The organism is uncultured Bradyrhizobium sp. (assembly GCF_947648125.1).
Lineage (GTDB): Bacteria > Pseudomonadota > Alphaproteobacteria > Rhizobiales > Xanthobacteraceae > Bradyrhizobium.
On sequence record NZ_CANSMR010000001.1, the window covers coordinates 357,423 to 370,995 of the forward strand.

The following is a 13,573-nucleotide window of genomic DNA, read 5'->3' on the forward strand; positions in this document are numbered from 1 at the left end:
TGCGGCAGGACGCACGGAGGTTAGCTGGCAACTTTGATTGTGCTGTTCACGGACTTCGGGTTGCACGGCCCGTATGTGGGTCAGATGAAGGCGGTGCTGGACCAGATGGCGCCGGGCACATCCATTATTGACCTGTTTGCTGATGCGCCGGTTGGTAATCCCAAGGCATCGGCCTACCTACTGGCGGCCTATGCCGCATGGTTTCCGGCGGGTACCGTTTTTCTTGGCGTGGTCGATCCCGGCGTCGGCGGGGCACGCCCGCCTGTCATCGTCGAGGCCGACGGCCGCTGGTATGTCGGCCCGGGCAACGGATTGTTCGAACTGGTCCAGCGCCGTGCCGGACAGACGCGGAGCTGGCACATCGACTGGAAGCCGGAGCGCCTCTCGGCCAGTTTTCACGGTCGCGATCTCTTCATCGATTTTCTCGTCGATCGGTTCGGGGCGGGCTCCGGTTGAGCGAGCTAATCCGTGTTCCGTTCGCGCGACCAGCGATTGCCGAGCGCGAGGCCGTATTGGTAGAGCGCGTTGCCATATTCGAGCTGCAGCCGCTCCGTCGATTGCAGCGCGACGTCGACATTCGCGCGTGCCGATTGCAATGCGCGTGCGAGCACCGAGGCCTCGTAGGCTGCCTTGGCGGTCCCTCCGGCCGTGTGAGGCCGCACCACGAAAGCTGCGTCGCCGGTCAGCAGGATGCGGCCGAACAGGGTTTTCGGCACAGTGACGTCTAGGATGGTCTGAAGGAACGGATCCGGCGTCTCCGAGACCAGCGCGGCCATCTTTGGATGAATCTCGCGCAATGCGCGGGCCCTCAGATCGGCGATGGCCCTATCCGGTGTCGTGCCGCGCGGAAGCGAGGATCGATGTTGCACGCCGCTCTTGTCGGTCAACGTGTGGGCGAGATCGGCGCGACTAACGTGCACATACCAGACCCAGTTCAGCCGACGTGATCCGACCGTAACGGCCCCGTCGGGCCCCGGGATGAAATACGCCAGCATGTGGCCGCCGCTGCGGGCTTCCGAGAAGGTGAAGCGGTCGTTGAAGAAGGGAAAAAGATCGGACGGCACGTCGCGTTCATCGAGCGTGCCTCTCCAGGCGACATAACCGGCGTATCGCGCCTCGACATCAGGAAGCATTTGACGCCGGACCGCCGAGCCCGAACCGTCCGCGGCCACGAACAGGTCGCTTTCCACGATGGAGCCGTCGCCAAGGGTCGCTGCGACCTTGGAGCCTGCCTGGGACACCGCCGTCACCGCGGAGCCGGCCCGATAGCATTCAGCGGGAACGGCTGCCCGCAGCGCCTTGTGGATGGCTTCCCAGGAGGTGAACTCCTGCGGCATGTCCTGGAGAACGCCATCGCCGCCGTCCGGGTCGAGATAGCGCCGGCCGCGGCAGGTCGTGAAAGGGAGCGGACCTGCATTGTTGTCCTCGAGCAGCTGGATCAGTTCGCGCTGAACGACGATCCCGGCCCCTCGGGCCAGCATCGGACCCGGCACGCGCTCGTGCACGGTGACGGCCGCGCCCAATTTGCGAAGGGTGATTGCATTGCAAAGCCCGGCAACCGATCCGCCGCTGATCGTCACCCTGAAATCATGATCGGCATGCCAGCTCATCTGCTTCTCCCTGATTTGCTGTTTCGACAATCGGCGGGCTCACACGAGGTGCGCACCCAGCTCGCGGCCGGACGCGGCGATCGCGCCGCCTGCCTGTCTGCGTTCCCGGCCGTATTGCTGGAGCGCCTCGCCGAGCGGCGCCGATGCAAGATGCTTTCGCAGCGCCATGGCGTCAGCCGCCGCCTTTGCGATGCCCATCCCCGTATGCGGCCGAACGACGAACGCCGCGTCTCCCACCAGCGCAATCCGTTGCGAGATCATTCGCTCCGTTTCGTAGTCGAAGATCCCCTGCACGAACGGTTGGCGTGTCGCTTCAACCGCTGCCACAAAGGAGCGCGGCAGCAGTCGCTTGGCGTCGTCGACGAGCCTCTCGCGAGCTCGTTCGGAAATCGCGCCCGGGGGAAGCGAGTATGGGTGGATGCGGCCTTCGCGGTCGGTAAGCACATCGTCGCGCGCCGTCGGTCCGATAGCTGGCCGATACCAGACCCAGTTGTATCTGCGATCTCCGGGCTTGGTTTCGCCGTTCGGTCCGGGGACCAGAAAGCCGAGCACATGGGAATGCGGCATGCGGAAATATGCGAAGCGCTCGAGGAGGTCGCTGGCCGCGAAGCCCGGCAGGTCGCGTTCCGGCAAGAGGCCGCGCCACCCGACATAGCCTGCGTAGACATTCGCCGCGGCCTGGCTGTCGACCGTGGCGCGCGCGACGGACGCGATGCCGTCCGCGCCGATGACGAGATCGGCAGCCGTCTCGCTGCCGTCGCTGAAGCGAACGACGACGCGATCGGCCTCCTCGCGAAGCTGTTCGACCTTTCGGTCGAGCAGATATGATCCATTCGCCATCCGCTGCCGAAAGACACGATAGATGTAGTCCCACGAAATCTGCATCTGGGGCGGCATCTTTTGATCGATGGTCGGGCCCGTGTCGCCGAATACGATCCGTTCCCGCGCGACCACCCCGACGCGTGCGACATGTTCGCAGCCGGCCGCGCGCAGAACGGCAAAGGTCTCGCGCTTGCCCAGCAGGCCGGCGCCGCGCCCTTCGAGCCCATGGAGCGATCGCTCGTAGACGATGACGTCGTGTCCATCCTGGGTCAGCAGCGTCGCGGCGAACAATCCCGCGAGAGAGCCTCCGATGATTGCGATGCGCATGCCTTGCGATCTCCAAATGCGTCCATTCGACCTCGGGACGTCAGTGATGCGCTGCCTTCCGGCCGAACAACGTCGGCAACTGCAAGAGCAAGCCAGCGGCCGCAAGTGCGGCTCCGTAGCCGCAAACGCCGAACCACGACGCGTGCGCATAGGCCCAGCTCGCGCCGAGCGATCCAAGCGATCCACCGATGAACATGGCGGTCATGAAAACCGTGTTCAGCCTGCTTCGCGCCTCGGGACGGAGCGCGAAAATCAGATGCTGGTTGGCAACCAGCGCCGCGTTCACTCCGACGTCGAGCAGCACCACTCCGGCGGTCAGTCCGGCGATGGTGTTCCAGCCCCCGAACACCGCCCAGGAGGATAGCGAGATCGCGGCGGCGACCGCGATCACGAGATGAGGGCCGCGCTTGTCGGCTGTGCGGCCGGCGAGCGGCGCAGCGAGGATCCCCGACGCGCCGATGACGCCAAACAGGCCGGCGATCTCGGGGCCGAAGCCAAACGCCGGCTCTTGCAGATGCAGGGACAAGACGGTCCAGAAGGCGATGAAGGAGGCGAACAGCATCGCTTGCGTCGCAGCGGCCAGCCGAAGCGCCGGTTCTTCGATCAGCAAATGCACGAGCGAATGCAGCGCGGCGGCGTATCCCAGGCTCTGGGTCGGATGATGGCGGGGCAGGGTCAGGCGGACCAGCGCGGCGGCGCCGAGCACCAAAGGCGCGCCAAGCCAAAACATGTCGCGCCATCCGAAATGCGATCCGACGAAGCCGGCTATCGTGCGGCTGAGAAGGATTCCGCCGAGGATTCCACTGACGACTGTTCCGACCGCGGCGCCCCGTGTCTTGTCGTCGGCGAGCGTTGCGGCGAACGGGACGATCTGCTGGGCCACCGTGGCCGCTATGCCCAGCACCAGCGAGGCTGCGATCAACGCCAGCGTGGTTGGTGCAACAGCAGCGAAAGCGAGTGCTGCCGCCAGAACGACGAATTGCGCGGCGATAAGGCGCCGCCTCTCCACGAGATCGCCCAACGGGACCAGCAGGAGGAGACCGACGGCGTAGCCAAACTGCGTGGCCGTGGGTATCAGGCCGATCGCCGAGGAGCCCGGATAATTCGCTTCGATCAGGCCGAGCAGCGCCTGATTGTAATAGATGTTCGCGACCGCGATGCTCGCACAAACCGCCATGGCAAATGTCCGTGCGCGGGTGAGTTCAGTGACCCGTTGATCCGTGCTGAGAGCAGACGTCGACATGGCCGCAATCCTCGCTGGTCGGTGCGCAGCTTCAATTCGCTGCGTCCGACGCTTGACTTCAAACACGACCGGCAGTTAATTATCAATTGATAAATAGCAACTCCGTGCAAAATGAATGGCTGTCATGTGCCGCTGGCTGCGCAACGCGCGCTCCGGGTGAGAGAGCTTGCATGGCACCTTACGTGGCTAGTCTGCGAACGTATTGGACTGAACGCGCATGCTTTGGACTGGCTTTTGAGTCCGCGGGCGCATTGCGGCGGTGCGACCTCCCGGTCGAACGTCGTTGGCCGAACCGGCGACACGACGCCCATGCTCCGCACCGCCGTGACCTCATCGGGAGATTGTTCAAGGGCCGCATCAAACTGAAAAGATGACGGCTGCGGCGAACTGGTATGGCGTTTCCATTCAGGAAGGGAAGGCGATGAAGCTCAGGTCAGTTCTGCTCGCGCTGCTTGCCGTCGGGGCGATCGGTGGGACGGGGGCGCTTCTCTACGCCTGGGAATCGTCGATTGATCCGATCGATCCGCGATCAGCCGGGGCCACCGATACGGTGATGGTGCGGCGTGGCGCAAGCCTCGCGCTGCTTGGCGACTGCGCCACGTGTCACACCGCGTCCGGCGGAGCACCGTACGCCGGCGGACTTGCGATGCCGACGCCGTTCGGCACGATCTATTCCACCAACATCACGCCCGATCCCGAGACCGGCATCGGTCGATGGTCCGAGCAGGCGTTCGTTCGTGCCTTGCGTTCAGGTGTGGACCGCGAGGGCCGTCACCTTTATCCGGCGTTCCCGTATGACCACTTCATGCGCGTGGCGGATGATGATGCGAAGGCACTGTATGCCTTCCTGATGTCGCTCGATCCGGTCAGATCGTCGGCGCCGCCAAACGGACTTCCGTTTCCGCTCAATATTCGCCTGACGCTCGCCGGCTGGAAGCTGCTGTTTCTGCATCAGGAGCGCTTCGTTGCCGACCCGTCGAAGGACGACAAGTGGAACAGGGGGAAGTATCTGGTCGACGGGCTTGGGCACTGCGGCGCCTGCCATTCTCCGCGAAACCTGATGGGAGCAGAAGAGATCTCGGCCAGTTTCCAGGGCGGCGTGGCCGAAGGCTGGCGTGCCTACGCGCTCGGTCGAAGCTCACCGTCGCCGGTCCCGTGGGATGAGGCGGCCCTGACGGATTATCTCGCACGTGGCTCGCATCCCATGCATGGCACGGCTCAAGGTCCCATGGCGAACGTGGCTGACAATCTGTCCCTGGTCGATCCCGCTGACGTCAGCGCGATGGCCTATTATCTGGCTTCGCTCGGCAAGGGCGAAGCAAGGACAACCGCAAAGATTCCCGTTGCTTCAGGGCCGGGACAACAGCCGCAGGCGGCCGGCGTGCAAGTTGCGACGCCGCCGCTCCAGTCCGATCCGGGCGGAGCGATCTACGGTGCCGTTTGTGCGTCATGCCATGAGGGCGCCAGACCTTTGCCGTTTGGGGGCGTGGGCCTTGCTCTCTCAACAGCTCTTGCCGACGACACGCCAGCCAATCTGATCAATCTGGTGCTGCGGGGAATACCCGCATCCACCGATGGCTCGACGCATCCGATCATGCCCGGCTTCGGCGATGTTCTCGACGACCGGAAAATCTCCGATCTCGCCAATTACCTGCGCACGCAGTTCGCCGGCAAGACCCAGTGGGACGGGGTCGCCAAGGCGGTCGCGGACGCAAGAGCCAACCGGTGAGCCGGCAAGAGAACAATGACTAGAAGGGTCGCTGACGCGCCATGACAACGTTGACCGTTAACGGCGAGAGCCGATCCATCAAGGCGAGCCCGGACACGCCGCTGCTCTATGTTCTCCGCGACGAACTCGGGCTGAACGCTGCAAAGTACGGCTGCGGTCTCGGCCAGTGCGGCGCGTGCACCGTGATCGTCGACGGCAAGGCCATCTTCTCCTGCATCACGCCGGTAATGGTGCTGGAAGGGCGGGCGATCGTCACGCTGGAAGGGCTTGGGAGCCAGACAGCGCCGGGGCCGTTGCAGCGGGCCTTCATCGCCGAGCAGGCGGCGCAGTGCGGTTATTGCATTCCCGGCATGATGATGCGCGCCCAGGCGCTGCTCAATCGTGATCCGAACGTGACCGATGAGGCGATCAGGGCCGAACTGCAGCCGCATCTGTGCAGATGCGGAACTCATATGCGGATCTTGCGTGCGGTCCGTCGTGCGGCCGACGAGCTGAAGAAGAAGTCTGCCGAGGTGAGGGCGGGGCGATGACGCATGCTGTCTCTCGACGGAGCGTATTGGCGGGTGCCGGCGCGCTCATTGTCGCCTTACGATTCTCCGGAGCGCGCGCGCAGACCGAAACCGGCACCGGTGGAGGTCCCTCGAAGCATGGTCTTTCCGGAAGCCTCGACGACACACCAAACATCGATGCATGGATTCGGATCGATGCATCGGGCGCGGTTACGATCCTCACGGGAAAGGCTGAACTTGGCCAGGGTCTCAAGACGGCGCTGCTCCAGGTCGCGGCCGAGGAGCTCAAGGTGCCGTTCGATCGGCTGTCGCTCGTCACGGCAGATACCGCACGGACGCCGAATGAAGGCTATACGGCCGCAAGCCATTCGACGCAGGACTCCGGCACCGCAATTCGGCACGCCGCGGCGCAGGCGCGCGAGATCCTTCGTGGCGAGGCCGCTCGCAGGCTTGGCGTGCCCGCAACCACGCTCCAGGTCCGCAACGGCGCAGTATTCGGCCCGCACGGCGCGCGCCTCGCCTATGGCGAGCTGGTTCGCGATCAACTGCTGTCTGTGGAAGCGAGCACAACGTCGCGCCTGACCTCGCCGGAGGACTTCACGGTGATGAACCAGCCGGTTTCGCGGATCGATATCCCGGCCAAGGTGACAGGCGGTAGCGCTTATGTTCAGGATCTGCGTCCCGAGGGGATGCTGCATGGTCGTGTCGTCCGTCCACCGAGTTACGGGGCCACCTTGCGCGATCTCGATATCGCGCCTGTCGAGCGGATGAACGGGATCGCCAAGGTCGTGCGCGACGGCAATTTCCTCGGCGTGATCGCAGACCGGGAGTGGGCCGCCGTTCAGGGAATGCGAACGCTCGCGGCGACCACGACCTGGATCGAACAGCAAGCTCTGCCTGATAGCGCGGACCTGCCGGGTGCCCTGATCAATCTGCCTTCGCGCGATACGACGATTCACGACGAGGGACGTCCGGGCAAGCCGGGAATCGCGGTCGTAGCGAGCTTCAGCCGGCCCTATCTCACCCACGGCTCGATCGGACCATCCTGTGCGATTGCGCAATTCCAGGACGGAGCGCTCACGGTTTGGACGCATACCCAGGGCGTCTTCTTCCTTCGCGATGCGATTGCCGGCATGCTGCGCATGCCCACCGAAAACGTTCGCTGCATCCATGCGGAAGGCGCCGGTTGCTACGGCCACAATGGAGCCGACGATGCCGCGGCCGATGCTGCGATGCTTGCCGTCGCGATGCCCGGGCGGCCGATCAGGGTCCAGCTGATGCGTGAACAGGAGCACGCCTGGGATCCGTTCGGACCTGGCATGGTGGTCAGGCTCCGCGCCGCGGTCGGACCGGACGGGATGATTGCGGATTGGCACCATGAGGTCTGGAGCCAGTCGCATATGATGCGGCCCGGACTTCCGGGAACGCTGACGGCCGCCCGGCTGAAGTCCGACGCTTCGCCACCCGCGCCGCCGGTTGCGCTGGCGCAGCCCGAGGGCGGCGGCGACCGCAACGCGATTCCGCTCTATGCGATTTCGAACTGCAAGGTGATCAGTCATTTCCTGCCTGACATGCCCTTGCGCGGCTCCTCCATGCGCTCGCTGGGCGGTTACCTCAACGTGCTTTCGATCGAGAGCATGTTTGACGAACTGGCGGCGCGCTCGGGGCAGGATCCCGTCACGTTTCGGCTTCGCCACAACGTCGATCCCCGCGCGCGTGACGTCATCGAAACGGTGGCAACGCGCTTCGGCTGGGCACCGCGGGTCAAGCGTTCCGACAGCACCGGTTTCGGCTTTGGCTTTGCACGCTACAAGAACCTCGAGGCCTGGTGCGCGGTGGCCGTCGAGATCGAGGTCGTACGCCTCACCGGGGCTGTTCGCGTCCGCCGCGTCGTGGCGGCCGTGGATACGGGGCAGGTTGTGAACCCGGACGGCGTGCGCAACCAGATCGAGGGCGGCATTCTGCAATCGATGAGCTGGACGCTGTTCGAGCGGGTCACGTTCGATCGCACCCGCGTGACCTCGGTGGATTGGTCCGCCTATCCGATCATGCGGTTCGACAGCGTTCCGGGCGCGGTCGACGTTCACCTGATCGACCGGCCCGGCGATGGCTTCTATGGCGTCGCCGAGGCTGCGCAAGGGCCGACCGGAGCTGCGATCGCGAACGCGATCAGGGATGCGACCGGCGTACGGATGCACGACCTTCCGTTCAGTCCCGCCCGCATCAGGAAGGCGATCGGCGCGTAGTTCGAGGAATCTGGATCTAGGCCATCGCTTTCGCCGGGAGGACGAAGCGAACGCCGCCGAGGAACGTCGTTACCTTTGCATCGATGATCGAATTGACGTCGGTTTCCAGCGGCATCGAGTAGATGAACTTGCGAACTCCGAGATAGAAGATCGCGGCGTGCAGGCCCCACACCATCTCGACTTCGAGATCGGTGGTCGGCAGCTCGTCGGTCGAGGGGCGTCCATACTCGAACCTGATCTCCTCTATCACCTTTTCGAACGCCCGTTCGCGCAGCATCTTGAGATAGCGGGCGTTCAGTCCGAGGTCCTTGAGGCCTGCGAACATGAACAGACGGATCCATTCGTAAGTGAGAATGACCTCGGCGTATTCGCGATAGAACTGGATCAGCCTGGCCTTCAGGGGAACCGAGCGATCGGTGATGATCTTCTCCCAGGACGGTTTCCAGCGCCCGATGAAAACCTCCTGGTAGACCCGCTCGATCAGGGCCTCCTTGCTTGGAAAATAGCGATAGAGCAGGGGCTGGGTGATGCGAAGCCGCTTTGCCAGTTCGCGGGTCTGCCCTTCGAACCCGTGCTCGGCGAAAAACGACACGGCTTCTCGCGCGATAATGGCCTCCCGCTCGGACGGGTCCAGTCTCTGCTGCTCTCGGATCGGCGTCGGAAGACGCGCTCGTCTGGCCTGCTTCACGCCTGATTCGTCGGTTTGAGGACACTTTCGTGCCTTCATACACCGATTTGTCGCCGGGGCGGACCGCAGCAAGCGGCCATCACTTTTTGTTTATCAATTGATAAATAGCTATTGACTCGCGCTGGGCGTCGCGCCAGTTATTGATCAATTGATAAATAAGCAGCGAAACGCTGCATAGTCGATCACCGAAAGGAGGATGCTCATGAGCGACGACCGCTGGAAGCGTGGAGTGCCGCCGAAGGTACTTGTGATCGGCGGATCGATGGCCGGGCTATTCGCCGCGTTGCTGTTGCGGCGGGAAGGCTGGGACGTCGACGTCTACGAGCGTATCGGCGCCGAACTCGCGGGCCGTGGCGCGGGCATCGTCACGCATTCGGAGTTGTTCGACGTCCTGGCCCGGGCGGGCATCGATACTGCGGCCGCGGCGGTCGGGGTCGTCGTTCCGGGACGGCGCGTGCTGGACCGAAGCGGCCGGATCGCAGGCGAGCTCGCGTTGCGGCAGGTGCTCACATCCTGGGGGCACCTCTACGGGCTACTGAAGGCGGCGCTTCCGGCGCAACACTACCATCACGGCAAGAACCTCGAGGGTGTCACGGAATTCGGCGACCGGGTGGTGGCGCGCTTTTCCGACGGCACCGAAGCGTCGGGAGATCTGCTGGTCGGCGCCGACGGCATATTCTCGAGCGTCAGGGCGCAACTCGCGACAGAGGTCCAGCCCAAATACGCCGGTTACGTCGCCTGGCGGGGCCTCGTCGACGAGCGGGACCTGTCGGCTCGGACGCGGGCGGAATTGTGCGACTGGTTCGCCTTCAGCCTGCCTCCCGGGGAGCAGATGCTCGGCTATCCCGTCGCCGGGACCAACGAAGAGATGGATGTCGGCGAGCGCCGATTCAATTTCGTGTGGTATCGCCCGGCCGATGCCGACCATGGACTGGCGGATCTCTTGACGGATATCGACGGTGTCAGGCAGCCCTTGTCGATTCCGCCGACCAGAATTCGATCCGATGTGATTACCGCGATGCGTCGGGACGCGGAGCGGCTGCTGGCGCCGCAATTCGCCGAGGTCGTTCACCTCACATCTCAGCCGTTCATCCAAGCCATCCTTGATCTCGAAACGCCGCGCATGGCGCTCGGATCCCGCACCGTCATCCTCGGCGATGCTGCGTTCGTAGCGAGGCCGCATGTCGGCATGGGCGTGACGAAGGCCGCGGCGGATGCGGCGGCTCTGGTCGATGCGTTGCGAGGCCATCCGGCCGATCTGCCGATGGCGCTCGCGAAATTCGAGGCGGCCCGACTTCCGTTCGGCGCCGCGGTCGTGCGGCGCGCCCGCCACCTCGGCGCATACATGCAGGCGCAAATCGCCACGGCCGAAGAACGGGCGATGGCAGAGCAGCATCGCAGCCCCGAGGCGGTGATGGCGGAGACTGCGGTGGCAAACGGCATTGCCGCCTAGGCGAATTCAATGGAGGGAGGACAATCACCAATGGACCTGCAAACCATCCAACAGCATCCGACGTTCAGACAGCTTGCGAGCGAGCGCACACGCCTCGGCGTTGGGATGTCGATCGTCATGGCTGCCTCCTACTTCGCGTACATCCTGACCATCGCATTCTGGCCGCGGCTGCTCGGGTATCCGCTGTGGAGCGGCACGGTGATCACCTGGGGCGTGTTGATCGGCGTCGGCCTCATCGCGCTCGGCTTCCTGCTGACAGCGGTCTACGTGCGGCGCGCCAATTCCCGTTTCGACAGCCTCAGTCAGCTTCTCCTGGAGGATCTCCGATGACGTCACGTTCGGTTTGCGGTGCCCTGTTTGCACCCGCGCTCATCCTGCTGTCCGGGCCCGCAGCGGCCGACGCGCTGACCGCAGCGACAGGCACGCGGCAACCGTTGAACGCGACGGCGATCGCGATGTTTCTCGGCTTCGTCGCGATCAGTCTCGGCATCACATGGTGGGCTGCGCGACGTGGCACGAGCACGGCCAGGGATTTCTATGCCGCCGGCGGCGGTCTCAAGGGTGTCCAGAACGGACTCGCGATCGCCGGCGACTACACGTCGGCCGCGACGTTCCTGGGCGTCACGGCGCTCGTCTATACCTCAGGCTACGACGGCATGATCTATGCGATCGGCTTCCTGGTCGGCTTCCCGATGATCCTGTTCCTGATTGCCGAGCCGTTGCGCAATCTCGGCCGTTATACGTTTGCCGACGTGGCGGCATATCGGCTGTCCGAGGTGCCGGTGAGGGCGGTCGCGGGCGTCAACACGCTCGTGATCGTGGTCTTCTATCTGATCGCCCAGCTGGTGGGGGCCGGCAAGCTGATCCAGCTGTTGTTCGGGCTTCCCTACATCTACGCGGTCGGCATCGTCGGCGTGCTGATGATGATCTACGTGACGGTCGGCGGCATGCTCGCGACGACCTGGGTGCAGATCATCAAGGCCATCCTGCTGATGTCGGGCTCGGTCCTGATGTCGATCCTGATCCTTGGGCACTTCGGCTTCAGCCTCGAGGCCCTGTTCCGCGCAGCCGTGACATTGCATCCGAAGGCCGACGCCATCATGGCGCCCGGCGGGCTCGTCAAGGATCCGGTATCGGCGATCTCCCTCGGGCTCGCCCTGATCTTCGGCACGGCCGGGTTGCCGCACATCCTGATGCGCTTTTTCACCGTGAGCGACGCCCGCCAGGCGCGCACATCGGTGCTGGTCGCGACCGGCTTCATCTCCATCTTCTACAGCCTGTTGTTCGTGCTCGGCTTTGGCGCCATTGCGATCGTTTCGTCCAACCCGCAGTTTCGGGATGCGTCCGGCGGGCTGGTTGGCGGCGTCAACATGGTGGCCCTGCATCTGGCTGATGCCGTCGGCGGATCGCTGCTGCTCGGGTTCATCTCGGCGGTGGCGTTCGCGACGATCCTCGCTGTCGTATCGGGGCTGACGCTTGCGGGAGCTTCGGCGGCGAGCCACGATCTCTATGCCCGCGTGATCCGCAGGGGCCGCGCCAGCGAGCATGAGGAAGTGCTCGTCTCGAAGGCTGCCGCGGTGGCGATCAGCCTGATTGCGATGGGTCTGGGTGTCTTGTTCGAAAACCAGAACATCGCATTCATGGTCGGACTGGTCTTTGCGATCGCAGCGAGTGCGAACTTCCCGGTGATCCTTCTGTCGATCGTCTGGCCTGACCTGACGACACGGGGCGCCGTGAGCGGATCGCTCGCCGGGTTGCTGGCTTCGGTCGGACTGGTCGCCCTTAGCCCAGGCGTATGGAGCGCGGCGTTGAAGCTCGGGCCTGCACCTTTCCCTTACGACAATCCGGCCCTGGTCTCGGTTCCGCTCGCCTTCGCCGTATCGTGGGCGGTGTCGGTGCTGGACCGCAGTGCGGCGGCGGCTTCCGTCCGCGCCTCGTTCGGCGCGCAGCACGTCCGTGCCCAGACCGGGCTCGGCGTCGAGTAACGCAGCGTGGATCACTCATCTCAGGGAGGCACAACAATGAGCGTCGATGTGATGGAGAAGAGGCGAGCCGCCTGGCCCGACGACATTCGCAAGGAGTTCGATACCAATCAGCTCAACGGGCGAGTCGGGACGCGGCTGTTGTCCGAGACCGAGCGCGTGCGGATCTGGGAAATCCGGCTTGCCCCAGGTGAGCGCATCGGATTCCATCGTCACGTGCTGGATTACTTCTGGACCGCCGTAACGCCGGGCCGGGCCCAATCGCATGCCGAGGACGGGACGATCGTCGAAGCGGTCTACTCGGCCGGCGAGACGCGTCACTTCGCCTATGGCAGGGGTGAATACAAGATCCACGACCTCGAAAATGTCGGCGATACCGACCTGTGGTTCACCACGGTTGAGTTCCTCGACAGCAGCGCCAACGCGCCATTGAAACTTAGCTTGTGAGCGTCATGCCGACGACGTTTTACGAATCCAGCGGGCGATAAGATAAATCGCTTTAGATCGGGCGTCTCGAAATTCAGGAGCATCCCGATGACAAAAGTTCTCGTTCTCTATTACTCGTCCTACGGCCATATCGAAAAAATGGCCGAAGCTGTCGCGGAAGGCGCGCGCGGCGCCGGAGCCCAGGCCGACATCAAGCGCGTGCCGGAGAGGAGCAGCTCTCGAATATCTGACCTCTGTACCGCTAGTCAGCCCTGACAGGCACAGCGCGTGCTGACTGTCAGCGCGGCCGCGTTTGGCGTGCTTTCGTTGGCAACCAATTCTGGATCAGCAGGTGCGGGTTACGGGGCGGAGCCGGGGAGTTCAGCATCCGCTTCGCATGCATGTCTATATAGTCAGTATAGCACCTTATATGCATTCCGCGTGCTGGCAGCTCGCAAGGTCAAATGATTGGATGATTTTCGGATTATCGTCGCATATATTAGCCGTTTTGGCATGCTTTGCTTGGAGAATCGGGTTT

Annotated in this window: 12 protein-coding genes and 1 pseudogene; 9 read left to right on the forward strand and 4 right to left on the reverse strand. The window is 63.9% G+C overall.

Annotated elements, in window-relative coordinates:
- Nucleotides 1-39: 39 nt before the first annotated feature.
- Nucleotides 40-456 carry an SAM-dependent chlorinase/fluorinase gene (locus Q0030_RS01750; protein ID WP_298363220.1) on the forward strand — a complete coding sequence of 139 codons (417 nt, stop codon included), beginning with the start codon at nt 40-42 and terminating at the stop codon, nt 454-456.
- 5 nt (nt 457-461) lie between these two features.
- Here Q0030_RS01750 and Q0030_RS01755 read toward each other — a convergent pair whose 3' ends face one another.
- The 3 genes from Q0030_RS01755 to Q0030_RS01765 are packed head-to-tail and all read right to left on the reverse strand — an operon-like array spanning nt 462 to nt 4,002.
- A complete protein-coding gene (locus tag Q0030_RS01755) occupies nt 462-1,610 on the reverse strand; it encodes an FAD-dependent monooxygenase (RefSeq protein WP_298362545.1) in 1,149 nt (382 codons plus the stop codon).
- A 39-nt stretch (nt 1,611-1,649) separates the two neighbouring features.
- Complete coding sequence (locus tag Q0030_RS01760) at nt 1,650-2,759, reverse strand: FAD-dependent monooxygenase (protein ID WP_298362548.1); 1,110 nt, start codon at nt 2,757-2,759, stop codon at nt 1,650-1,652.
- A 40-nt stretch (nt 2,760-2,799) separates the two neighbouring features.
- The gene (locus Q0030_RS01765; protein WP_298362550.1) at nt 2,800-4,002 is read right to left on the reverse strand and encodes an MFS transporter; all 1,203 of its coding nucleotides are present in this window, start codon (nt 4,000-4,002) and stop codon (nt 2,800-2,802) included.
- Between the two features lie 421 nt (nt 4,003-4,423).
- On the opposite strand from Q0030_RS01765, the gene Q0030_RS01770 reads away from it, so the two are divergent.
- From Q0030_RS01770 to Q0030_RS01780, 3 genes are read left to right on the forward strand one after another with little or no spacing between them, the layout of a single operon-like run.
- The gene (locus Q0030_RS01770; RefSeq protein WP_298362553.1) at nt 4,424-5,731 is read left to right on the forward strand and encodes a cytochrome c; all 1,308 of its coding nucleotides are present in this window, start codon (nt 4,424-4,426) and stop codon (nt 5,729-5,731) included.
- A 41-nt stretch (nt 5,732-5,772) separates the two neighbouring features.
- A complete protein-coding gene (locus tag Q0030_RS01775) occupies nt 5,773-6,261 on the forward strand; it encodes a (2Fe-2S)-binding protein (protein WP_298362555.1) in 489 nt (162 codons plus the stop codon).
- Entirely contained in the window at nt 6,258-8,486 is a 2,229-nt protein-coding gene (locus Q0030_RS01780) for a molybdopterin cofactor-binding domain-containing protein (RefSeq protein ID WP_298362558.1), read from the forward strand. Before Q0030_RS01775 ends, Q0030_RS01780 begins: the two co-directional genes overlap by 4 nt.
- Nucleotides 8,487-8,502: 16 nt before the next feature.
- On the opposite strand, the gene Q0030_RS01785 is transcribed toward Q0030_RS01780, so the two are convergent.
- Entirely contained in the window at nt 8,503-9,174 is a 672-nt protein-coding gene (locus Q0030_RS01785; RefSeq protein ID WP_298362561.1) for a TetR/AcrR family transcriptional regulator, read from the reverse strand.
- Between the two features lie 202 nt (nt 9,175-9,376).
- Between Q0030_RS01785 and Q0030_RS01790 the strand changes: the two genes are divergently transcribed.
- The 5 genes and pseudogenes from Q0030_RS01790 to Q0030_RS01810 all read left to right on the forward strand — a co-directional run.
- Nucleotides 9,377-10,627 (forward strand): FAD binding domain-containing protein, encoded by a 1,251-nt coding sequence (locus Q0030_RS01790; RefSeq protein ID WP_298362564.1) that lies wholly within the window; start codon nt 9,377-9,379, stop codon nt 10,625-10,627.
- Between the two features lie 30 nt (nt 10,628-10,657).
- Entirely contained in the window at nt 10,658-10,957 is a 300-nt protein-coding gene (locus Q0030_RS01795) for a DUF485 domain-containing protein (RefSeq protein WP_298362567.1), read from the forward strand.
- Nucleotides 10,954-12,612 carry a cation/acetate symporter ActP gene (actP, locus tag Q0030_RS01800; RefSeq protein ID WP_298362570.1) on the forward strand — a complete coding sequence of 553 codons (1,659 nt, stop codon included), beginning with the start codon at nt 10,954-10,956 and terminating at the stop codon, nt 12,610-12,612. Before Q0030_RS01795 ends, actP begins: the two co-directional genes overlap by 4 nt.
- Before the next feature lie 36 nt (nt 12,613-12,648).
- The gene (locus Q0030_RS01805; protein ID WP_298362573.1) at nt 12,649-13,056 is read left to right on the forward strand and encodes a hypothetical protein; all 408 of its coding nucleotides are present in this window, start codon (nt 12,649-12,651) and stop codon (nt 13,054-13,056) included.
- Nucleotides 13,057-13,143: 87 nt separating this feature from the next.
- Nucleotides 13,144-13,269, forward strand: a pseudogene (locus tag Q0030_RS01810) (flavodoxin domain-containing protein); the annotation flags it as partial.
- Nucleotides 13,270-13,573: the final 304 nt, after the last annotated feature.

Excerpts from the sequence above, each read along its gene's own strand:
- Q0030_RS01765 (WP_298362550.1), bottom strand. The coding sequence starts at position 4,002 with ATGTCGACGTCTGCTCTCAGCACGGATCAACGGGTCACTGAACTCACC.
- Q0030_RS01760 (WP_298362548.1), bottom strand. The coding sequence starts at position 2,759 with ATGCGCATCGCAATCATCGGAGGCTCTCTCGCGGGATTGTTCGCCGCG.
- Q0030_RS01795 (WP_298362567.1), top strand. The coding sequence starts at position 10,658 with ATGGACCTGCAAACCATCCAACAGCATCCGACGTTCAGACAGCTTGCG.
- Q0030_RS01755 (WP_298362545.1), bottom strand. The coding sequence starts at position 1,610 with ATGAGCTGGCATGCCGATCATGATTTCAGGGTGACGATCAGCGGCGGA.
- Q0030_RS01790 (WP_298362564.1), top strand. The coding sequence starts at position 9,377 with ATGAGCGACGACCGCTGGAAGCGTGGAGTGCCGCCGAAGGTACTTGTG.
- Q0030_RS01775 (WP_298362555.1), top strand. The coding sequence starts at position 5,773 with ATGACAACGTTGACCGTTAACGGCGAGAGCCGATCCATCAAGGCGAGC.
- Q0030_RS01770 (WP_298362553.1), top strand. The coding sequence starts at position 4,424 with ATGAAGCTCAGGTCAGTTCTGCTCGCGCTGCTTGCCGTCGGGGCGATC.
- actP (WP_298362570.1), top strand. The coding sequence starts at position 10,954 with ATGACGTCACGTTCGGTTTGCGGTGCCCTGTTTGCACCCGCGCTCATC.
- Q0030_RS01780 (WP_298362558.1), top strand. The coding sequence starts at position 6,258 with ATGACGCATGCTGTCTCTCGACGGAGCGTATTGGCGGGTGCCGGCGCG.
- Q0030_RS01805 (WP_298362573.1), top strand. The coding sequence starts at position 12,649 with ATGAGCGTCGATGTGATGGAGAAGAGGCGAGCCGCCTGGCCCGACGAC.